The sequence below is a fragment of the Variovorax sp. 05T418 genome, assembly GCF_056396385.1.
In genome coordinates, this window is sequence record NZ_JBFTLJ010000029.1 from 1 (window position 1) to 22,690 (window position 22,690).

Below are 22,690 nucleotides of genomic sequence, written 5' to 3' on the forward strand. Positions count from 1 at the left end.
GGCACCGACAGCTTCACCGTCACGGTGAGCGACGGCCACGGCGGCACGACCACCAGCACGGTGACCGTGACGATCAACCCCGTCAACGACGCCCCTGTGTTCGTCGACGGTGGCGGCACCCCGGTGAACACGACAGACGGCTACGTCTTCGGCTACGACGAGAACCGGCCCGCAGGCACCGTGCTCGGCACGGTCCACGCCACCGACGTCGACAGCGCGACCGTCACCTACAGCATCCTCTCGGGCAACGACAACGGCTACTTCGCCATCGACCCGGTCACGGGCGCGATCAGCCTCACGGCTGCAGGCGCTGCGGCGTTCGTCAACGACTACGAAGCGGGCGCCAACGCGCACGCGCTGGTGGTCGGCGCGAACGACGGCACGGTCACGACGTCCATCCCCGTCACGCTCAACGAGCAGAACCTCAACGAAGCACCGACGGCGCCCGGCGACACCAAGACCACGGACGAAGACACGCCGGTCAGCGGCCAGGTCGTCGGCAGCGACGTCGACGGCGACACGCTGACCTACGTGAAGGGCAGCGATCCGTCGCATGGCACGGTCACGGTCAACGCCGACGGCACGTACACGTACACGCCCGGTGCCAACTTCAACGGCACCGACAGCTTCACCGTCACGGTGAGCGACGGCCACGGCGGCACGACCACCAGCACGGTGAACGTGACCGTCAACCCGGTGAACGACGCGCCATCGGCCACGGTGAACAACGCAGAAGCCGTCTCCGAGGGCAGCCTGCCCGGCGGCATTCCGGCTGCGGGAGAGCCGCCGCTGCAATCGACCGGCACCATTTCCATCGCGGACCCGGACAGCGCGGCCGGCGACCTGTCGGTGTCGCTGAGTGGCCCCAACGGCGTCACCTCCGGCGGCCAGCCGGTGTCGTGGACCTGGGACGCGGGCACGCACACGCTCACGGGCAGCGTCACCGTCGGCGGCGTCACCACCGAGGTGATGACCGTGGCGGTGGGCAATGTCAGCGCCACGGGCGCGGGGCAGTTCGAGGCGGGCTACACCGTCACGCTGAAGGCGCCGATCGACCATCCGCCGGGCAACGGCGAAGGCGTGTCGAACCTGCACTTCGAAGCCGTGGTGAGCGATGGCCAGGCCAGCGGCGCGCCGGTGGGCTTCGAGGTGCCCGTCAAGGACGATGCGCCGGTGCTCGTGAACGGCGAGCAGGCCGTCGACGTGGCGCCGATCGATACCAACCTCATGGTGATCCTGGACCTTTCCGGGAGCATGGGCCAGGAAACCCCGACACGCCTCAGCCGTGCGAAAGAGGCGATCCAGAATCTGATCGACGGCTACGACCTGTACGGCGACGTGCGGGTGCAGCTCGTCACCTTCAGCACGACCGGGGCCTCGCAGCAGGCCTGGATGACGGCGGCCGAAGCCAAGGCGCTGGTGCAGAACCTGCAGGCCGCTGGCAGCACCAACTACGACGCGGCCCTGGCTGCGGCGATGAACGGCTTCTCGGCCACCGGCAAGCTGGACGGGGCCCAGAACGTGTCCTACTTCCTCACGGACGGCGAGCCGACCCTGGGCGACGGCAATACGGCGCAGTTGGCGAACAGCAGCAACAGCAGTACGGCCGACAGGGGCATCCAGGCCGGGGAAGAAGCGATCTGGACGAACTTCCTCAACACCCACCAGATCAACTCGTTCGCACTGGGCCTGGGCTCGAGCCTGAACGCGGAGGCACAGGCTTTCATCGACCCCATCGCCTACAACGGCAACACCGGCGCGAACACCAATGGCCAGATCATCACCGACACGAGCCAGCTGAACGACGTGCTGCAAGGCACGATCAGCGTGCCACCCACCGTCAGCAACCTGCTGACCGGCGGCCTCGGCGGCTCGTCGGGTTTTGGTGCCGACGGCGGCCATGTGTCCACGCTGAGCATCGACGGCACCACCTACGCCTTCGACAGCAGCACCGGCCTGATGACGAAGACCGGCCCCGCCGCCGGCAGCGACTACAGCTACGACGCGGCGACGCACCAGGTCACCATTGCCACGGCGCAGGGCGGCAAGCTGGTCGTGGACTTCGACTCGGGCGAGTTCAGCTACCAGGTGGCACCGCGCACCAGCGGCTCGCACAACTACGACGAGACGCTCAGCTACCAGGTGGTCGACCGCGACGGCGATGCGAGCAACGCGGCCACGCAGACGCTGCACGTCAACTACACGCCCGCAGCCGGTGCAGCGGGGGCGGCAGCGCTCTTCACCTCGGCCGACTCGCTGGGGCTGGCCGGCGTCGACGAAGCGACGGTGTCGCTCGAGCAGCAGCAACCGCACGACGCGCCGCATTCCCCCTACGGCGACAGCCCGTGGGGTGGCACGCAGCTGTCCGACATGCTGCATGCCTACAACGCGGCCGAGTCGCTGCAGGTGCTGCTGCAGGCCGCGTTCCCGCCGGCCTTTGCGAGCACGCAGACATCGCCCACGGTGCTGGCCCTGGCGTCGTCGGCCGACTCGCTCACGGCCTACGCACCGCCCGTGGCCCCTTCGCTCGACGACGAGCTTCACATGGGCCTCGCGTTTCACCACTGACCCACCGGGGCGTCGGCGCCGCTTGCGGCGTCGACACCTTGTGGTCCACACGCTGTCCGCACGTTCTTACGCATGTCTGCTTCCCGTCTCCTTCCGTCCGCCGCCGCGGGCCTTTTCTTCCTGCTCGCCGGCACGGGGGCGTTTGCGCAAGCGAGCGCCGCCACCCCGCTGGGCATGGCCGAGGCCGTGCGCCTGGCCGCCACATCGCACCCGACCGTGCGCAACGCCGTCGGGCAAGCGCTGCAGGCGGGCGAGGGCATTGCGGACGCGCGCTCGGGCTACTACCCGCAGGTCAGCGCGGGCCTCAGCGCACGCACGGGCAACCGGCAGTTGCAGACCGACGGTCGCCGCCAAGTGCACCAGGCCTCGCTGTCGGTGACCCAGATGCTGTACGACTTCGGCAAGGTGTCGAGCGCCGTGAACGAGGCCGAGGCCTCGGCCACGGCCGCGCGCGCCAAGCTGCTGTTGGCGGTCGACGACGTGGTGCGCGACACCGCCCAGGCGTGGATCGAAGTGCATCGCCAGCAGGCGCTCGGCGAAATCGCGCAGGCCCAGGTGAAGGGCGTGCAGTCGCTGGCCGGCCTGGTGGGCGAGCGCCAGGCCAAGGGCGCCACCAGCCAGTCCGACGTGGCACAGGCGCAGTCGCGCCTGGAGGCCGCGCGTGCCCAGCAACTCAACACTGCGTCCCAGGCCGAGCGCTGGCGCCTCAACCTCATGCATCTGACCCAGGGCCGCATGCCGGTCGACATTGCCGGCGAAGCGTCGGCGCCGCTCGCGAGCGCCTGCGCCGCGCACCCGCAGACGGCCTTGCCCGCACCGGCCGTGCAGATGGCGCAGGCCGAGCGCGACATGGCACAGGCCGCACTGCGCGGTGCCGATGCGCAATTGCTGCCCACGCTGTCGCTCAACGCCGGCGTCAACCGGGGGCTCGAATCGGGCGCGCGGCTTGCCGGCCAGTCCGGCACCGAAAGCACGCTCACCGTGAACTTCAGCGCGCCGCTGTACGAAGGCGGGCGCAGCCAGGCCCGCCAGCGCGCCGCCGTGCACGCGGTCGAAGCGGCGGAGGCCGCGCTGGGCTATGCACAGCTCAACGTGCGGCAGCGGCTCGAGGATGCGCGCGTGCAATCGCAAGGCCACGCGCAGCGCCTGCCCGTGCTCGCCGCGCGCGTGCACAGCACGCAGCGCACGCGCGACCTGTACCGCGAGCAGTACCTGCAGCTGGGCACGCGCTCGCTGCTCGACCTGCTCAATGCCGAGCAGGAGTTCCACGGCGCGCGCTTCGAGCAGGCCGAGAGCGTGCACGAAGTGCAGCGCCTCGCGGTCGAGTGCCTGTACCAGTCGGGCCGCCTGCGCGAGGCCTTCGGGCTGGTCGATGCGGGCGAGCTCGTGGCCGGAGGCCAGCCATGACCGCCACCACGATGCCCGAGCTTTCTGCCGCGCGCGGCCCCGAGCTGCTCGCCGGCTGGGTCGACGCCGTGCTGGCCGTGGCCGCCCACTACCACCTGGACACCTCGCGCGAGCGCATCCGCGGCGCTGCCGCGTGGAGCGGCCACGAAGACATTGGCGAGCGCGTGCGCCAGATGGCCCGCCAGGCCGGGCTCACCGTGCGCCAGGTCGCGCCGCGACTGGACACCCTGAACCCCTGGCGGCTGCCCGTGGTGCTGCAATTGCGCGACGGACAGGTGGCCGTGGTCACCGCCATCTCGGCGCAGGGCCTGCGCGTGATGCTCGGTGGCGACCAGGGCGCGGAAACCGTCTGCACGATCGACGAGCTGCAGCCCGCGCTCGAAGCCATGGCCGTGCTGCGGCCCGCGCAGTCCGCACCCGACTCGCGCGTCGATGCCTACATCCGCCCCGTCGAGCCGCACTGGCTGCGACAGATCGTGCTGGCGGACTGGCGGCCCTACGCCCACATCCTTGTCGCATCGCTCGCCTATAACCTGATGGCGCTCGCCGGCACGCTGTTCTCGATGCAGGTGTACGACCGCGTCGTGCCCGCGCAGTCGCTGCCCACGCTGCATGTGCTGTTCGGCGGCGTGCTGCTGTCGATCGCGTTCAGCTGGGTCATGCGCGGCGCGCGCATGCGCATCACCGACGTGGTGGGCAAGCGCGCCGACCTGCGCATTTCTGACCGCGTGTTCGGCCACGCGCTGCGCGTGCGCGGCTCGGCGCGCCCGCGCGCCACCGGCACCTTCATCTCGCAGCTGCGCGAGCTGGAGCCCGTGCGCGAAATGCTCACGTCGACCACCGTGGCGGCGGTGGCCGACCTGCCGTTCTTCTTCGTGTTCTGCGTGCTCTTCTGGTTCATTGCCGGCTGGCTCGTGCTCGTGCCGCTGGCCGCGTGCGTGCTGCTGCTCGTGCCCAGCCTGCTGGCGCAGCCGCGCCTGCGCGCGCTGGCCCAGGCGGGCATGCGCGAATCGTCGCTGCGCAACGCCATGCTGGTCGAGGCCGTGCAGGGCATCGACGACATCAAGGTGCTGCAGGCCGAGCCGCGCTTCCAGAACCAGTGGAACCACTACAACGCCGTCAACGCCGACTCGGGCCTGCAACTGCGCGCGCTGCTCAACACCCTGAGCAACTGGTCGCAGACCGTGCAGGGCGGCGCCTTTGCCTTCGTCGTGTTCTTCGGTGCGCCGCTGGTGATGGACGGGCAGATGAGCACCGGCGTGCTCGTGGCCGCATCGATTTTGTCGACCCGCATGCTCGCGCCGCTGGCCGGCGTGACGCAGGTGCTCAACCGCTGGCAGCAGGCCAAGGTGGCCGGCGAATCGCTCGACCAGCTCATGAAGCTCCCGGTCGACCACCCGCCCCATGAGACGCGCGTGCACCGGCCCGCCGTGCAGGGCGACTACACGCTGCGCGACGCCGTCTTCAGCCACGACGGCCAGACCACCGCGCTGCACGTGAAGGCGCTGCACATCGGCCCTGGCGAGCGCATTGCCGTGCTCGGGTGCAACGGTGCGGGCAAGTCGACGCTGCTGCAGGCGCTGTCGGGTCTCATCGAACCGCGCGCGGGCAGCGTGGTGCTCGACGGCGTGTCGATGGCCCACATCGACCCCGCCGACGTGCGCCGCGACGTCGGCCTGCTCGCGCAAGACGCGCGCCTGTTTCACGGCACCCTGCGCGAGAACCTGCAGATGGGCACGCCCCATGCCACCGATGCCGAACTGATCACCGCCCTGCAAGCCACCGGCGCCTGGGCCTTCGTGCGCCGCCTGCCCACCGGGCTGGACCATCCGCTGCTGGAAGGCGGGCGCGGCCTCTCGGGCGGGCAGCGCCAGAGCCTGCTGCTCGCGCGGCTCATGCTGCGCCGCCCCAGCGTGCTGCTGCTCGACGAGCCCACCGCCTCGCTCGACGAAGTGGCCGAGCGCGAAGTGATCGAACAACTGCGCGCTCTGTCCGCAGGCCGCACGCTGGTGCTGGCCACGCATCGCCCGGCCGTGCTCGATGCGGTGGACCGCATCCTCGTGGTGGACGGCGGCGCCGTCGTGCTCGACGGGCCGCGCGACCAGGTGATGGCGCGGCTGCGCCAGGGCGCGGCCGTATCGCGCGAGACAACGGCCCTCGCGGGCCGTGGCAAGGAGGCACAGGCATGAACGCCGTGACATTGACCAAGGCACCGGTGCCTGCGCAGGTATCCACCGCCACCGTGTGGGGCCCCGGCGGCGCCGGCGACTTCGACGAGGCGCGCGCCAGCGGCTCCGCGCGCGTCGTGTGGTTCGTCGCGCTCTTTCTGCTCGCGTTCTTCGTGTGGGCCTGGTGCTTCGAGATCGACGAAGTGTCCAGCGGCATGGGCAAGGTGATTCCCAGCTCGCGTGAGCAGCGCATCCAGTCGCTCGAAGGCGGCATCCTTGCCGAGCTGCGCGTGCACGAAGGCCAGATCGTCGAGAAGGGCGAGGTGCTCGCGCAGCTCGACCCGACGCGCGGCGAATCGAGCGTGGAAGAAACCGCCGCGCGCTACCGCGCCGCGCTGGCCAGCAGCGTGCGCCTGCGCGCTGAGGTGGAAGGGCATAGCACCCTTCAGTTCCCCGCCGAGCTGAAGGCGTACGCGCAGCTGGTCGACTCCGAAAGCGCGCTCTTCCGCTCGCGGCAGGGCAGCATGCGCGACACCGTTTCAGGCCTGGGCCAGGCGCTTGCGCTCGTGCGCAAAGAGCTCGACATCACGCGCTCGCTGCAGGTGAGCGGCGCGGCCAGCAACGTCGAGCTCATCCGCCTGCAACGCCAGGCCGCCGACCTGGAGCTGAAGATCTCCGAGGCGCGATCGAACTACATGGTGCGCAGCCGCGAAGAACTCGCCAAGGCCGATGCCGAGGTGAAGTCTTTGTCGTCCGTGGTGCGCGGGCGTGCAGACTCGCTCGAGCGGCTCACCCTGAACTCGCCCGTGCGCGGCATCGTCAAGAGCTTGCAGGTCACCACCATCGGCGGCGTCGTGCCGCCCAACGGCTCGCTCCTGACCCTGGTGCCGCTGGACGACCAGTTGCTGGTCGAAGCGCGCATCTCGCCCCGCGACATCGCCTTCATGCGGCCCGGGCAGGAGGCGCAGATCAAGGTCACCGCCTATGACTACGCCGTGTACGGCGGCCTCAAAGGGCGTGTGGTGACCATCGCACCCGACACGCAGCGCGACGAGGTCAAGCCCGAGATCGTCTACTACCCCGTGCTCGTGCGCACCGACTCCGACGCACTGACCGACAAGGCCGGCCGCCGCATGCCCATCGTGCCTGGCATGGTGACCACCGCCGACATCCGCACCGGCCGCAAGACCGTGTGGGACTACCTGACCAAGCCGCTGAACAAGGCGCGCGAAGCCATGCGCGAGCGCTGATTCGCGCGCGCTCATCTCTCCCAAGAATCCCATCCGACCCAAGAGGAAGCCAGCCATGAAAAAGACCCCGCACGCATCACCCACCGTTGCCGCCTTCGCGCTCGCCGCCGCGCTGCTCGGCACCGCCACCCATGTGGCGGCGCGCGATAACCCTGTAGACCCCGTGAGCAACCCCGACAAGCTGGACTATCGCGACGTCGAGGCGCGCCGCCCCGACTTCAAGGAGCCCTTTCTGCGCGACGGCATCGTGTCGCGGCCCGAGCGCTTTCGCGAGATCAAGCCCGGGATCGATCAGGCCCAGGTGCTCGCCGTGCTCGGGCAGGCGCTGAGGCAGCAGCGCGGCGCGCTCGGCACTGAGTGGGACTACCAGTTCAAGTTCCAGATGCCGCAATCGGCCAACTACCTCGTATGCCAGTACAAAGTCGTGTTCGACGACAGCCAAACCGTGCGCAGCGCCGCGTGGCGCCGTCGGCAATGCCTGGACCTGATCCCGCACTGAACTGCCGGCCGGCGACCGGGCCGTCGACCCGCTACGCCCAGGAGCGTGCGGGTTTTTGATGTGGGGTGAGACGCCGTGATTCGGGTCTTTGGTGCTTCGACAGGAATCGAAAATTAAGCTCTAAGTGGCGTGAATGCTAGGCTCGCCTAATCTTTCTCGAAAAGATACCGACAAAAGTACCGGCAAATCTTCGCGTGCCCGGCGAGATCCCGCTACTGGTCCCACTGTTGCGTGAGACCCGCGCAAGGAATAGACCGAGTGAGTGCGACGGTCGTAGTGATAGCTTCCTGAACAATCAACATCCCAGGAGACTGAGTGGGAACAGTGAGCATTTGGGACGCAATGCGTATAAAAACAAGCGCGTCCCCGTGCTCCGCATCTGCGGCGGCGTCCAGGACCACCTCGCCAAGACGCGAGGGATGCGAGGCGCTCGCCGGGGTGAAGCTGGCTGCATCGTGGATCTCCACGACCCAGACTAGCTTCGGCATTTCAGCCGTTCGATATACGTCCGCAGCGATCGGATCCAATGCTACGCAGTCCTTTGCCCATCTGCGGAAGGTGTGACGTGGGCACAAGTACGTGCGCAATACCATGGGAACTACGGGACTTACCGCATTGGGCGCCAACGGCGCGGACATAAACGCCGTGAGCCAGAAGTCGAGGTGGCTTATTGCTTGAGGAACCGCCTCTGCCGCGGACATGAACACTCCTTGGGGCAATGGCACGATTAGAGTGAACGCCTGATCCAGCGCATATTCATCCGAGCCCTGCTGTGTGGCCTTCGGCAGTAGGCGATACGGTCCTCGGTTGTCGTTATGAATCACCAAGCTGATCGGCAGGAAGTTCTGATGCGCCGCATCGACCCCAATGGCCACCACTGCGTGACCACCAGAGGTGGGATGCATAAGACCCAGAATAACTGGAAGCCCTGAATCAAGATAAGGCAGCGCTTGGCTGATCACATGGTCTGCATTGGCTCGGTTAGGTGGCTCTGCGAGCTGGATCACCAATGGATCGTGGTCAGTTGCGGTAATGGCCGCGACCATTTGTTGGATGGTGAGACCTTTCCGTCCGGGAAATACACGGTCCAAAGTGAGATAGCGGGTTGCAGAGAGAGTAAGTTCAGCGGGCGAGTACGCGGAGTTACCCGATCGCTTCCGGATCGTTCGTAATGCCATCCAAATGCTCGCTTGGGCGCAGGCACCGACTGCGTTGTCCTGCTGCAGGTATGGCGTCCCGGTCACCTCGAACGCAGTCCCTGCAATGTGCACGGGGAAAATGTCCCGGCAAAGGGTAGGCTTTGCGTCTAAGGGCGCAACGATTGTGGCGCCGACTGGCGCATGCCGAAGCGGTCGAACAGTTGTGAAACCAAGATAGCAGCCATCATTTCTCGCAGCTGCATCAATGAAAGCAAGAACTTCTGTCCGGTCGGCAGTCGGACCTACCGCTGGAAGCGGTTGACGAAATGCATGAATGCGAACGCAATGGCGCGAAATCGTCCGATGCTGTTTGGAATAGAAAGCCTCGTGTTCCTGCAAAAAGTCGGGATCGCGAACACCGTCCTGAACGAGCAGCGTGGTCGTCCCAATTGCTCCAAGGTGTTCGACCAACTCTTTCCATTGTCCAAATAGACGAGTGGCCGGAAGAGGTGAGCCACCGATGGCGGCCAGTAGCGACTTTGGGTCTGCTACTTCAGCGGCACCGAAGCCGATAATTCGGTAACGAAAGGGCATGCACCCGATTGTTACCGACTATGCGGACTAGCCAAATTGAAATGCTAGAACCTGAGGCGGCAGGGATCGTTCGCGTTTGCGTACTTCCACCAGCTCCGCAGCGGTCTTTGCAGTTAGCTCTTCGCACAACCGCTCAGCAACAACCTTTTCGACCTCAAACACGGTCCCGGGCCTAGCGCTAGCCTGCCGAACCACATCGCGGATATTGCTGGTCAAGCCCTCGGCGCCTTTCAGCTCTAACGACAGAACCAGTGACATGAGGACCTCAAAAAATTAACCGGCGATTATGACACGGCGGAAGGCAGTGTGCACTGCAAACGTCCGTTGAGGAACATTAGCACACGCTAACTCGAGGCGCAATAGGTGCACAACTGAGGCCCAACAACAGCCGGGTAAGGCGGACCGCACCGCGCATGACCACGGCGCAGCTTTGCTGGAGTAGCCCAAAACTATCGCGCTTGGCACCCCTCATTCCTTGTTATCTTGGAGGCCTGGAGGATTTGCAGGCGCGCACCGTTTTCGATCCAGTGCCAGCCGGCCCGCAGACAAGGCGGACGAATGATCTCCATGTGCCGCCTGCCCTCGAAGTCGGCTCCCACCCATTCACCGGCACACGGGCTCGGCCGATCCTTGTGATGGATGACATCGGGCGACAGCACAGGCGGACGTGCTTCGTTGAGTGCCTTGGTTTGCCGCTCGAGCAGCGTACTTCCATCGAGCGATTTGCGCACATGTCGCGCGCGGCAGCTTCCTAGCAAGCACGAGACCTCAGCACAGCAGTGCTTACGAGCTCGGCCTGTTCGTGCTTCATCACGCCTTGTCCAGGAAACGCCTGCTGCGGGTCGACCGCAGCAGGCGCACCCACTTGCGCAACAAGTTCTCGCGCACATCGAGGTTGCGTGCAGCCTGTGCCAAAGCGCTTGGCTGCCATCTCGACCTACTTGGACCACTCGTCCGACAGCGTTTCGGCCTGCTTCAACACCAGTTCCACCGCGTCAGCCTGCTGATCGGGCGGGTACTTCCAACGCTGCAGCGTGCGGCGGACCAAGATGCGCAGCTTGGCACGTACGCTGTCACGCACCTGCCAGTCCACCGTGGTGCTGGCTCGAAGCTTCTCGGTGATCTCGGTGGCGATCTTCTTGAGGGTGTCGTCGCCCAGCTCACGCACCGCGCTTTCGTTGTTCGCGAGCGCATCGTAGAAGGCGATCTCATCATGGCCGAGGCCTAGCGCGGCCTCGCGTTCAAGCACGGCCTGGAACTCCTTGGCCATGGCAATCAGCTCTTCGACGACCTGGGCCGTCTCGATCGCGCGGTTGTGGTACTGTCGCAGCGTCTCCAGCAGCCGGTCGCCATATTTCTTTTCCTGGACGACATTGTTGCGGGCGCGGGCCTTGATTTCGTCGCGCAGCAGCTTCTCCAGCAATTCCACGGCCAGGTTGCGGCTCTTCATCTGCCGAATGTCTTCCAGGAACTCGTCGGACAGCAGGCCAATATTGGGTTTGTTCAGGCCGGCCAGCGCGAAGATGTCCGACACGCCGTCGGCCAAGATGGCGTTGTCTAGGATCAGCTTGAGCGCGCTGTTTTTGTCTTCGGCGGTACGTTTCTTGTCCACCGTGGTGAACTTGGTGATGGCCGCCTTGACCGCCGCGAAGAAGGCGATCTCCTTGCGCAGCGCCACCGCCTCATCCAGTGTGCCGCAAATCGAGAACGCCTTGCTCACCGCCGTCATTACATCCAGGAAACGTTGCTTGCCGTCCTTCAGACCCAGCAGATGATTGGCTGTCGGCACCAGCAGCGCCATCGCCTGAGCCTCGTAGGCGCTGTAGTTAAAGCCGTGCATCAAGCCGTGCAGCACGTCCATCTTCTCTAGTAGCACCGCCAACGCCTCTGCAGCGTTGTGCGTCGGATCCCCCTTGCCCTTCGCGTCGGTGTAGGTCTTCAGCGCCGCCTTCAACTCGTTGGCGATGCCGATGTAATCCACCACCAGGCCGCCGGGCTTGTTCTTGAACACCCGGTTTACTCGGGCGATGGCCTGCATCAGGTTGTGGCCCTTCATGGGCTTGTCCACGTACATCGTGTGGCAGCAAGGGGCGTCAAAGCCCGTCAGCCACATGTCACGCACGATCACTAGCCTCAGCGAGTCGGCCGGGTTCTTAAATCGCTTCTCCAGCGATTTCTTCACTGCATGGGTGTAGCGGTGCGGTTGTAGCAGCGCCTTGTCAGCAGATGACGCCGTCATCACCACCTTGATGGCGCCTTCTGTAGGGTCGTCGCTGTGCCAGCTTGGCCGCACCGCCGTGATAGCGTCGTAGAGCCGCACGCAGATCTCGCGGCTCATGCACACGATCATGGCTTTGCCATCGATCGTGCTGATGCGCGCCTCAAAGTGCTGCACTAAGTCCATCGCCACCTGCCTCAGGCGCGGGTCGGCGCCCACCAGCTTTTCCAGCGTCGCCCATTCGCTCTTGGTCTTCTCGCGGCTGGCGACGTCTTCCTCGTCCTCCACCACTTCATCGACCTGTGCATTCAGCCGGTCAATTTCGGCCTGGTTCACATCCAGCTTGGCTAGCCGGCTCTCATAGTAGATGGGCACCGTGGCACGGTCATCCACCGCATCCTGGATGTCGTAGATGCTCACGTAGTCGCCGAACACCGCCCGGGTGTCCTTGTCTTCGAGCGCGATGGGAGTGCCGGTGAAGCCGATGAAGGTGGCATTCTTCAGCGCGTCACGCATGTGCTTGGCGAAGCCGAACACATACTTGCCCGTCTGGGTGTTCAGCCGCCCGTTCATGCCGTACTGGCTGCGGTGGGCCTCATCCGACATCACCACGATGTTGGTCCGCGCCGACAGCTCGGGGTGCAGCTCTTCGCCTTCCAGCAGCGCGAACTTCTGCACCGTGGTGAAGATGACGCCGCCGGCCTGGCGTGAGGCCAGCATGTCGCGCAGATCAGCGCGGCCGGTCGCCTGCAGGGGTGTGGTCTTCAGCAGGTCACTGGCCGCGCAGAAGGTACCGAACAACTGGCCATCGAGATCGTTACGGTCGGTGACCACCACCAGCGTTGGGTTCTTCATCGCCGACTGTTGCAATAGCTTGCCGGCATAGCAGGCCATGGTGATGCTCTTGCCCGAGCCTTGGGTGTGCCACACCACACCCGCCTTGCGCGAGCCGGGCTGCACCTGCTTGCCGTAGGTGGCGCGCTCTTCCTGCACCTCTAGAAGGCCCTTGTCGGCCTCCTGAGCTGCGATCACCGTGGCGGCCACTGCCTCGCGCACTGCGTGGAACTGGTGGTAGCCTGCCACCTTCTTGATCAGGATGTCTCCATCCTGCTCGAACAGCACGAAGTGCCGCAGATAGTCCAGCAACAGCTCCGGCTTGAAGAAGCCGCGCACCATCGTTTCCAGCTCCATCTGCAGCCGCGGCCGATCGTCCTCGCGAGCGATGGTTCGCCAGGGCAGCATTCGCTCGGCGTCTGCAGTCAGCGAGCCCACGCGGGCCGTGAAGCCATCGGTAATGACCAGCGCCGCATTGCAATTGAATAGGTCGCCGGCCTCTGCCTTATAGGTCTGCAGTTGGTTGAAGGCATCCCAGATGTCCACCTGCTCGTTGGCCGGGTTCTTCAACTCGATCACCGCCACTGGCAGGCCGTTGATGAAGGCCACCAGATCGGGCCGCAGCGGCTGCTTGCTACCTTGAACGGTGAACTGATTTACCACCAGGAACTCGTTGTTCGACAGGTTGTTGAAGTCGATCAGGCTGGCCAGATCCGTGGCCTTGCCTTCGCCGTCAGGCTTGGGGAAGCTCACCTCCACGCCGCTCAGCAAGAGCCTATGCACAGCGCGGTTGCGCACCACTAGCAGCGGCTCGCTCACCCTGGCGATGGCATCGACTGCCTCTTCCAGCGCCTGCGGCGGAATGTGCGGGTTGATGCGCGCCAGGGCTGCCAGCAGACGGCCAAGTAGCACCATCTGCCGATAGTCGGCCCGCTCGGCGTTCACCCCCTCAGGCGCAATGTCCGGGCCGTGCACATACCGCCAGCCGGACTCTTCAAACCAGCGGATGCATTGCTCTTCGAGTTGATGTTCGTTCAGCATCATGGGTCGCTTCAACTTCTCGTCAATCGAACACAACCTGCCGACGCGACACCGCAACCACAAGGCGAAGGATCTGCTCCAACATACCGTGATCCGGTTTGCCGTCGCTTGACAGCGGGGTGGGGTACCAGATCGGGCGCACCTTGAGGTGCAAGAGGCGGGCCTCCTTCTGCGCCTTCAGTGCAGCTTCTTCGGGCTCGTTCAATACGGCAAAGTGATCCGGAATCTCGAAAGCGGCCTCGTCCACTACCCGCTGGAACAATTCCAGAGTCTTGTCCTGCTCCAAGCTGCATCCGATGAATAGGAGCGAGTGGCTGATGAAGATCTGCCGCAGCGCCCTAGGGAGCTGGTTCTGAAATGCGAGCGGCTCACCATACGCCACTTCGTACTGCGATCGGGTAAACACATGTGTGTTGTCCTGCCCCGCATCACCATGCAGCTTGAGGATGCACCGCTCTCCGCGCAGCAGGCGCTGCACGAAGTTGTTCCCGGCCTGTGTGCCGTGCATGTAGCCATCCAATGGCTGACCGCGGTCACGGAACAGGTCTTCGATGACGGTGTCGAAGTTGGTGGTGACGATGCACCCCTTTGCCAGATCCGGGAGCAACCCGACCGGGCCGACGATGGCACCACGTTGACGGAACTCAGTTTTGATGAAGTGCCGCACCTGATCGGCAGCCAAATCGTGCAACACCTGCGCGGCCTGCAGGTAGTCGTACTGCGCCATCAACGGCTCGATGTCTTGCGCACCCAGGCTCCAGGGCTTGAGTGCCATCTTGTGCAGCGCCTCCCCCCACATGGGATAGCCGCAGGCCTTGGACAAGCCTGCACCGACAAAGGGCGCAACCCGCCCACCCCGGACCGCATCAACCAAGTCCAGCAACACCGCGCGCTGGTCCGAATCGCGGATGAAATCGACGGCGCTTTCATGCTCATCGGCTTGCCGCTTACCCTCCCAATGGTCCAGCTCATCCAGGTAGGCGTCGCGCTCTGCCCAGTACAGGACGTCGCTGACTTTGACTACGTACTCGTGATCAGGGTCTCTTAAACTCTTGAGCACGACCGGGTCCGCCTGATCCAGCAGTTCATTGAATTCGACCTTGGAGTTGTAGGCCGCCTGCAAGGCCTCCTCGACCTTGTCGACGATGAGCTTGCTATCCCGGAGCTTCTGAATGTCCATCAGGTCGCTTCCAAGATTTCAGTTGCGTCAGAAACCGAATTGACAAGCAGTTCGGCAGAGAGCAGCTTTGGCAGAAGCGTGTCGCGCATCTCGGCCAGCGCCCTCATCTGTTGCGCGCCACACTCGACTTTACGGAACAGCGGGTCGGTGAATGTCTGAAACAAAGCCAGCAGCTCGGGAGACGAAACCAGCACTTCGAGTGACTCGATGTGGCCTTTGGTGATTGCTTCGCGTGATGCCCCCGCATTTAAGCCAAGCAGATAATTCTTGGTCTCGGACAGAAGCAGATGTTGATGCAGAAATCGTGGCGGAACTGCGGTCTTGGCGCGGATGATGGCTACGTGTTGGTTGACGCGCGCGGGCAGGACATCAGGTACCACGACGCAGGTGCGCAGGATGGACGCACCGGTAATGTTCAAGAGCACATCGCCCTCTTGCACGCTGACGCCCCTGAGTTGGTCGGCGGCCCCATCTGTGATCCGTGCCAAGCCCTCCCACACAAACCGGCTGTCGTACACGTTCTGGCTGCGAATGAGGGCGACGCCCTCGTCCTGGTACACCTCTTTGCCACCGCGCGGGGTCGCGCCACTTCCGATCTTGTCGGTCAACTCCGCGAGTGGCTTCACGGACCAGCCTGCAGGCGCTTCACCGGATGGCAATTGAACGAGCTCATCGGGAAACAGCGTGGCGGTGGTGGCGAGCTGGACTTGCTGGTCCTCGGGCAGAGCATCGAGTTCAGCATCGGGCTTGCCGCTGATGGCGCTCATGGCCGCGCGCAGTGGGTCACGGCCTTCGGCCTTGGCGGCGATCTTGGCTTTGACAGGATCGAAGTCCACAAACCACGACTTGAAGATGGCTTGGGCCATAGCTTCGAGGGTTTGGTTGATGCGGCGGTTCACGTCGATCTTTGCGTCGACGTCATGCATTTCTTTGGCAATTTCCCGTTGCAACGGAAGTGGGGGCAGAGCTATCTCGAAGTCCGGAAACTCCTTCAGTGCAAGTCTGTCCACGGTACTGCCGTGAATAGTTCGCGAGCTCAAAAACTCTTGAAACTTTGGGGAAAGATACTGGTACAGGAAGAAGTGAGGGTCTAACTTGGAGGGCTCAGTCCTGACGAGTCCCATACGGCGCCCGAGACAACAGCGAAGCCCCTCCGGAATGATTGCGACTTCGCCGATACGGGTTTCATAAGAAAAAACGACATCTCCAGCCCGAGGGGTGACCCGTCTTGTCCACTTGACGAACTCTTCTTCAGAAAGGTGCTCAGTGTTTGACAAGTCGAGCCGGCCGTGGTTCAGCGAGCTAATGCCGAGAAAAACTGGCCCGTCCAATGTCTTGGTGGGTGTCGCGTGCGGACCGTCGAAGACTTCTGCCACGTCTCCTATCCGCACTGTCGGCCACGAGGTTGTGATCCCTGCCGGTGCGTTAGATGGCATACCCCAACCCCGCAAGATTCTTCTTGATCTCGACTTCCAGTTCCGCGCTCTCCGCGAACTGTTCTGCCAGTTGCGCCGTCAAACGCGCCATCTTGTCGGCGAAGGCTTCGCCATCATCATCTTGCTCTTCAGCTCCCACATAGCGACCAGGGGTCAGCACATGTTCGTGCTTGCGGATATCGCCCAAAGAGACTGACGCGCAGAAGCCCTTGATGTCTTTGTAGCCCTCGCCCTGCTGCCAGGCATGGAAGGTGTCGGCGATCTTTTGAATGTCCTGCGCAGTGAAGTCACGCAGCACGCGGTCTTTCAGGTAGCCCATCTGACGGGCATCGATGAAGAGGAATTGCCGGCGCCGATCACGCTTCTTTTTGCTGAGGTTGATGCCGTTGACTTTGTCGCGAGTGAGGAACCAGATGCAGGCTGGGATCTGCGTATTGGTGAACAGCTGGCCGGGCAGGGCCACCATGCATTCCACGTAGTCGTCTTCCACCAGCCGCTTGCGGATCTCGCCTTCGTTGTTGGTGTTGCTGCTCATTGAGCCATTGGCCAGAAGCAGGGCCATGCTGCCGGTGGGCGCCAGGTGGTACAGCATGTGCTGCAGCCAGGCGAAGTTGGCGTTGCCCTGCGGCGGTGTGCCGGCTAGCCAGCGCGGGTCGTTCGCCAACTTCTCGCTCCACCACTCTTTCATGTTGAAGGGCGGGTTGGCCATCACGTAGTCGGCGCGCAGGTCGGGGTGAAGGTCGTTCTGCAACGTATCGCCGGGGCCGCCACCAAAATTGAAGTCGATCCCGCGGATGGCCATGTTCATGGCGGCCAGCTTCCAGGTGGTGGGGTTGCTCTCCTGGCCGTAGACACTGATCTGGCCGCTGGCCTTATTGCCCTGGCCGTTGGCGCTCTTGCCGGCGTGCTGCTCAATGAAGTCTTCGCTTTGCACGAAGAAGCCGCCCGAGCCCATTGCCGGGTCATACACCCGGCCCTTGAAGGGCTCTAGCATGATCACGATCAGACTGACGATGCTTTTAGGCGTGTAGTACTGGCCGCCCTTCTTGCCTTCGGCCAGCGCGAACTCGCCCAGGAAGTACTCGTAGATGTGGCCCAGGATGTCCTTGGCCTGCAGGTTCAGCGGTTGGCCCTTGTACTCGGTGGCGTGGAAATTCGTGTCCGAGAACAAGGCGATCAGGTCGGCCAGCTTGGCCGATGCCAGTTCAGTGCTGGCGAAGTTCTTGTTCAGCACATTCTTGAGCTTTGCGTTCTCGCGCTCGATCGCTTCCATGGCGTTGTCGATCAGCCATCCGACGCTGCGCATCTCTTCGGGTTCGTCCTTGCCGGGCTTGTTCCACGACAAAGGGGTCTTGGGTGGCAGTTGAGCGCAGGCCACCAGGGTCTGCCAGCGGGCTTCGAGTGGTACCCAGAACACGTTCTTCTCGGTGTAGTAGTCGCGCAATTCCAGCTCGGCCGCGACGTTCGCCTCATAGTCTTCGGGAAAGTCCGCCGGATCCATGTAGTAGTCATGGAATGGGTCGCGGAACTGAGCAACCAGCTGCTTCCGCCGCTCGTCGAAGGCGTCAGACACAAACTTGAGGAACAGTAGGCCGAGCGCGATGTGCTTGTAGACGGCGGCGTCTAGGTTGGAGCGCAATTTATCGGCGGATGTCCAGAGCTTCTTTTCGAGGTCGTTGAAAAACTGTTGTTCGACTTGATTCATAAATCTATTCTTGCGGGAGCCGATTCAGCATCACGGCACGTTCTGTTGCATTCTGCCCGCCAAATCGCGCGGTTGCCCGTACAGGGGCCGCGCAAGGCGTCAAACCCAGGCCCTGAGCTCTTGGGGGAAGGGGCTTCGGTTGGACGGTCGCTCGGCGCCCGAGCTACCTACTCAGCAGTCGGAAATATAGGCGACAGAGGGCGCTTCGAAGAATGATCGAACAAGCCGGCGATTCTTCTGCATGTTGCGCAGTTGCTGGTCGACGCGGATTTCGAGTTTCTCGCCAGCTCGCAATGGGTTGCGAGCCACGCCGGTACGTTTGACGTGACTCCAGACCAGTTCGTCCGGGTTCAGGTCCGGTGCGTAGCCCGGCAGAATGTGCATGCTCAGCTTGCCCTGAGTGGATTCGATGTACTCGCGCACGTTGGCTTTCTTGTGGGCCGGCAATCCGTCGACCACCAAGTGCACCGGCTTGCTGCGACCCTTCATCATCTTCTTGAGCAATTCGATGAACAGTTCGGCATTGAGCGCACCCTGGTAAGTCGCAAACCAGAATCCACCCCTGGCGTTGACGGCCGATGCCGCGGAGATCGACTGGCGTTGGCCGGGCCGCTCGATAACCGGGGTCTTGCCCATGGGCGCCCAGGTCTTGCCGTGCACGGTGTCAGCCCGAAAGCCCGATTCGTCCCAGAAGTAGACGTCGGCACCACTTTGCCTCGCAGCCGTGGCGATGCCGGGGTAGGTTTCACGCTGCCAGCGCTCGATGGCTTGAGGATCGCGTTGGTAGGCGCGTTGCAGCGGCTTTTGCGGGGTCAGTCCGAGCTTGGCCAGCAACGCACCGACTGCGGTCACCCCCATATTCACGCCGAACTTCTGCTCGATCAGCGCCACGACAATGGCGCGTGTCCACAGCCCAAAGTCCAGTCCGTACTGTCGCGGGTCGCGCCCATTGATCCAACGAAATATTTGGCGCTCTTGCGCGGCACTCAGCGTCCGTGGTCGCCCGGTGCCGCGCGTGCCGCGCAATGCCTTGAGTCCCTTGCCTCGACCCGACGAGGCCTTCAGCCATTTGTAGATGGTTGTGCGGCTGAAACCGTAGGCGGCAATCACTGCAGAGGGCTTCTCCCCGTCGCGAACTCGCTCCACCGCCATCAGGCGAATCTCTTCAAGCGTTTTGTGATCCAGCGTGCGGCCATCTCGCTTCATGCACTATTGGATCATCAAACCGATCGCCGCGGTGAATTTTGTAGCCTAAATTATCGACTACTGAGTAAGTGCCCGACACGTCCGCGCCGAAGTAAAACCGGGCGACCGGCTCAATTTCCGGTCGGCGCCAACACGCTGGTACGGCCGGGAGGGGCAGGTCACCGGCAAACGCGTGCTCGGCGACCCTGAGCTGCTGTTGGGGCGATCTGGTTAGCGAATGACCTGTCTGGCCACTCAGCTCCGTTGAGGTCGGACGACGCCTTGGATTCTTTGCTCAACATGTTGTCTCACGAAAGATGTGAGCTTTGAATTCATGCCCTGTAAATCAATTTTAGGCAAGATGATGTTTGTCCGGATGATGATTGATTGATAGGACATTAAATCAAATGCATAATGAAATCATGTCACCTAACGAACTCATTGGGCGAGGAGGCGCAGGCAGAGGTCAAGGGCGAAAGCCAATCTCCGACGATGCTCGCCCGTACAAGCTTCTTCTTCCAGCCGAGCTACGCGCCAAATTGGACGATCTCGGTGGGGCGGAGTGGCTGCGATCTCAGCTATCCCTGGCCGCCTACCTTGATGAAATTAGTCTGGAGAACACGGTGAACCTTGCAGCTCGATACATCAACGCAATGCGGCAGTTGCCGCAGTACTTCAACAATCTAGATTACCGAGGGCCCCTGACTCATGTGATGACAGGAGTGCGGGTATTGCCGCTCGGTGACCTGTCCGATCCTGAGGATGACGGTGGGGTTCTGGAGGTGATCTATCCAGGCGGTCACCGCGTTGAAGTGAATGGGCACGCGCTGTATCAGATGGCGCTGGCCGAAGGTGTTCGATGGGAGATCGATAGCAATGTCGACAACATTCCGCCGCGAAAGCGCGATGTCTATCAGGCACGTATCGCCGACCTTGATGAACACTTGCGTCGCAAGCATTCACTGATCTGAGGCTGACCGAGTAGATGACCTCGCTGGTCAGCCGAGGAGTGTGCCGCCTAAAATCGAACGGCTTCAGAGCGTCGGATTCCGGCAGCCGTTCTACCCGCACCCGATGTAATGAGGACCGATGCCGACGCAGATCGCCAAGGGTGTTGATTTGGCACGATTTCTCGCCTGCGGGCGCTCAAGGGTTAGTGGCGGGAAGCCCGCAGACAGGCACGCCTGCGTGCAGGCGTGAGGTACCATAGAAATGCAGGACACCTTGCTAGTCCGGTGCGCTTGGCCGCTCAATCACCGAGCGGCGAGCCATAGTGTGCTTCGAACGGATTAAGAACTCTGATGCCCAGAAAGAAGCCGGCGCCCCGGATTGTGGAGCAACGCTCGCGAAACAACGCCAAGCGAAAGCTGATCGCCGCCTTACCAGACGCCGATGCACGGTTGCAGCTAGCCGCGGTCGTGGCATATGGTGCGTACTCGAAGCACAAATTTAACCCAACTGCCTACAAGCTTGCACCGTATGCTGGGCTGGATGAGGAGCGAACGTACTGCGACGCGCACGCCCACTTTGGCAAGGAACAGTTCGACCGGATTCCCGGTCTCCTAGAACGCGGCGTGATGCTGGGCCTCTGGTCAGAACAACTAAACGGCGGCGCGCCGAGCCTGATCTGGACTCTTGACGAAAGTGGATGGATTTTTGAGCTACGGATCACTAATCCGGGCCTGTCGCAATATCACGGTTACCCTGTTCTCCCCGGTGATGCCTTTGCAAGACATGTTTTGGTCCGAGCTAGAGCGGTTGCCTTTGACGAAGGCGAATTCCCGGTGAGCCTTGCCTCAAGCACACACGTCGCTATAGCGGCAGCCGAAGCCTTTTATAGATGATCAGCCCAAAATTTTTCCAATTCACTGCCAATTGGCCGACGGACAGCGGTGACGTGGCCGAAGTTTCACTTCGTGTTGGAGACCGGGTCATCTCTCGGCTTGCTGATACTGAAAAGCGAACGGTGAGAGATTTCTTCCGCGCCTCCTCGACTGGTCTGGCATTGTGGATGGCCGACAATTGGTGGCGGTTGCGCTGGGAAACCGTTGCGGATTCTAGGTTTCCTTCCGTCGACTGGCGCCTGCGCCATGAATTAAATTCCGCCAGCGGCGGTGCGCTCTGGCCCCCAGTGATGATTTTCAGCGTCGGGGATCGCATTGCATTTGCGCCAAGTGTCGGAAAAAAGGTAGTCGATGGTCCTCAGTCTTATTTTGAATTTAAGATAGGATTGGTTGCGGCCAACGAATACGAGCGGGAGTTGGACGAGTTTTTCAGTGCTGTTATTGAGCACTGTGCTAGATCACAAGACGGCAAAGCTCTACGTACATTACTCCATCAAATTACAACCGAGCGAAATGACCCGGAGTTGGCAGCTTGGCGACGTTTAGAGGCCTGCTTGGGGTTCGATCCAGACGCCGCGCCGGATGACGTTATCGGCGCTTTGTCCAATCTGGAAGATGTCGCCGGTGAGGATGGCGTTGAGGAGGCGGCGCACGCGCATCCCGGAACAGGTGCAGCGGAGTCGTTAAGTTTGGCGATCGAGGCCTCGCGGGAGTCGAGTGTAGAGGTCGATCTGAGTTTGGCGGCATCCCTCGAAGCTCACAGAAATTTGCCGAGCTACGCAAGTCCGTGGGAGATGGCAGAAGCGGCTGCACGAAATCTTAGAGCCATCGTTGGAATAGAACGAGGTTTGCTGACACACAAAGTGTTTGCGGATATTTTCAGGACACGCTGGGATACTTTAAAGTCCGCCACTGCTACCGCGAGAAAGCTACCATATGGGGCCAGGATAGCCGACAAAAAAATATCCCGCGTGGCTTTACAGACCTCAAAGCCATATGATCGTCGCTTCGAGCTAGCCCGGCAGTTCGGAGATGCCGTATGGCATAAAGACACTGGTTTTGGGATTGTGAGCCGCTCAAAAAGTGATCGGCAGAAGTTTCAGCGTGCCTTTGCCCACAATCTTCTTTGCCCTTTCGAGGATCTGCAAAGTGTTATCGATGTGAGCGACCCTTCGCGCGAAATGATGGAAAAAGCGGCTCGGAGGTTTGGTGTACACCCTTCCGTGGTGCGCAATCAGCTGGTATATAAGGGCTATCTTCCGTTTGAAAATTCCAATGAAGAAGCTGAGACTGCATAGTTAAAACTTCTGAAGGCGAACGAAACCGTTCCAGGCTTACAAAACGGCGAAGGATCAACTCTGCCGCTAATTTCCGTGCTTGGTAAATAGGAGCAAGGACGAACTGGGGAAGTTCTTCCAAAAGGCTCGATAACGCGGACGCGCGTCACGAGATGGCCCGAGCTTGTGCCGAGGATCCCTGGCCAAGGTTGGGTTGAACTCTCTGCAGCGGGACGGCAACATGCCCGACACGCCTGTTCAGAGGTTGGGACCGTGGGTATGCCTCAACTAGCGAGGCAATGCGGACCGAAATGCTCCGCGTCGTTCTGATGATCTGGCCGCATG

15 protein-coding genes and 1 pseudogene are annotated in these 22,690 nt (G+C 62.6%); 8 read left to right on the forward strand and 8 right to left on the reverse strand.

The features are described 5' to 3' along the window. The 5 genes from AC1DMS_RS31025 to bamE all read left to right on the forward strand — a co-directional run. A partial coding sequence (locus AC1DMS_RS31025; protein ID WP_478182091.1) for a tandem-95 repeat protein occupies positions 1-2,568 on the forward strand: 2,568 nt, incomplete at its 5' end. 72 nt (positions 2,569-2,640) lie between these two features. Further along, positions 2,641-3,975, forward strand: coding sequence for a TolC family outer membrane protein (locus AC1DMS_RS31030; protein WP_478182092.1), 1,335 nt, complete (start codon positions 2,641-2,643; stop codon positions 3,973-3,975). Beyond that, entirely contained in the window at positions 3,972-6,164 is a 2,193-nt protein-coding gene (locus AC1DMS_RS31035) for a type I secretion system permease/ATPase (RefSeq protein WP_478182093.1), read from the forward strand. Before AC1DMS_RS31030 ends, AC1DMS_RS31035 begins: the two co-directional genes overlap by 4 nt. Continuing rightward, a complete protein-coding gene (locus AC1DMS_RS31040) occupies positions 6,161-7,393 on the forward strand; it encodes a beta-barrel domain-containing protein (protein ID WP_027729693.1) in 1,233 nt (410 codons plus the stop codon). The genes AC1DMS_RS31035 and AC1DMS_RS31040 overlap by 4 nt, the downstream gene beginning before the upstream one ends. Before the next feature lie 55 nt (positions 7,394-7,448). After that, entirely contained in the window at positions 7,449-7,892 is a 444-nt protein-coding gene (gene bamE, locus AC1DMS_RS31045) for an outer membrane protein assembly factor BamE domain-containing protein (RefSeq protein ID WP_478182094.1), read from the forward strand. 212 nt (positions 7,893-8,104) lie between these two features. On the opposite strand, the gene AC1DMS_RS31050 is transcribed toward bamE, so the two are convergent. The 8 genes and pseudogenes from AC1DMS_RS31050 to AC1DMS_RS31085 form a co-directional block, all read right to left on the reverse strand. Then, on the reverse strand, positions 8,105-9,625 hold the full coding sequence (locus AC1DMS_RS31050) for a hypothetical protein (protein WP_478182095.1): 1,521 nt from the start codon (positions 9,623-9,625) through the stop codon (positions 8,105-8,107). A 27-nt stretch (positions 9,626-9,652) separates the two neighbouring features. After that, positions 9,653-9,883, reverse strand: coding sequence for a hypothetical protein (locus AC1DMS_RS31055; RefSeq protein WP_478182096.1), 231 nt, complete (start codon positions 9,881-9,883; stop codon positions 9,653-9,655). A gap of 529 nt (positions 9,884-10,412) precedes the next feature. Next, positions 10,413-10,543: pseudogene (locus tag AC1DMS_RS31060) on the reverse strand (transposase); the annotation flags it as partial. A 19-nt stretch (positions 10,544-10,562) separates the two neighbouring features. Further along, positions 10,563-13,721: a type I restriction endonuclease subunit R gene (locus tag AC1DMS_RS31065; protein ID WP_478182097.1), complete on the reverse strand. Its 3,159-nt coding sequence runs from the start codon at positions 13,719-13,721 to the stop codon at positions 10,563-10,565. Positions 13,722-13,740: 19 nt separating this feature from the next. After that, a complete protein-coding gene (locus tag AC1DMS_RS31070; RefSeq protein ID WP_478182098.1) occupies positions 13,741-14,898 on the reverse strand; it encodes an SIR2 family NAD-dependent protein deacylase in 1,158 nt (385 codons plus the stop codon). Continuing rightward, positions 14,898-16,334, reverse strand: coding sequence for a restriction endonuclease subunit S (locus AC1DMS_RS31075; RefSeq protein WP_478182099.1), 1,437 nt, complete (start codon positions 16,332-16,334; stop codon positions 14,898-14,900). The genes AC1DMS_RS31070 and AC1DMS_RS31075 overlap by 1 nt, the downstream gene beginning before the upstream one ends. Then, a complete protein-coding gene (locus tag AC1DMS_RS31080) occupies positions 16,324-18,039 on the reverse strand; it encodes a class I SAM-dependent DNA methyltransferase (protein WP_478182100.1) in 1,716 nt (571 codons plus the stop codon). The genes AC1DMS_RS31075 and AC1DMS_RS31080 overlap by 11 nt, the downstream gene beginning before the upstream one ends. A 171-nt stretch (positions 18,040-18,210) precedes the next feature. Continuing rightward, on the reverse strand, positions 18,211-19,245 hold the full coding sequence (locus AC1DMS_RS31085; protein WP_106561526.1) for an IS630 family transposase: 1,035 nt from the start codon (positions 19,243-19,245) through the stop codon (positions 18,211-18,213). Positions 19,246-19,646: 401 nt separating this feature from the next. Between AC1DMS_RS31085 and AC1DMS_RS31090 the strand changes: the two genes are divergently transcribed. The 3 genes from AC1DMS_RS31090 to AC1DMS_RS31100 all read left to right on the forward strand — a co-directional run bounded on the left by AC1DMS_RS31090 (position 19,647) and on the right by AC1DMS_RS31100 (position 22,366). Beyond that, positions 19,647-20,195 carry a hypothetical protein gene (locus AC1DMS_RS31090; RefSeq protein WP_478182101.1) on the forward strand — a complete coding sequence of 183 codons (549 nt, stop codon included), beginning with the start codon at positions 19,647-19,649 and terminating at the stop codon, positions 20,193-20,195. Positions 20,196-20,525: 330 nt separating this feature from the next. Next, entirely contained in the window at positions 20,526-21,068 is a 543-nt protein-coding gene (locus AC1DMS_RS31095; RefSeq protein ID WP_478182102.1) for a hypothetical protein, read from the forward strand. After that, the gene (locus AC1DMS_RS31100; protein ID WP_478182103.1) at positions 21,065-22,366 is read left to right on the forward strand and encodes an ImmA/IrrE family metallo-endopeptidase; all 1,302 of its coding nucleotides are present in this window, start codon (positions 21,065-21,067) and stop codon (positions 22,364-22,366) included. Before AC1DMS_RS31095 ends, AC1DMS_RS31100 begins: the two co-directional genes overlap by 4 nt. Positions 22,367-22,690 lie beyond the last annotated feature (324 nt).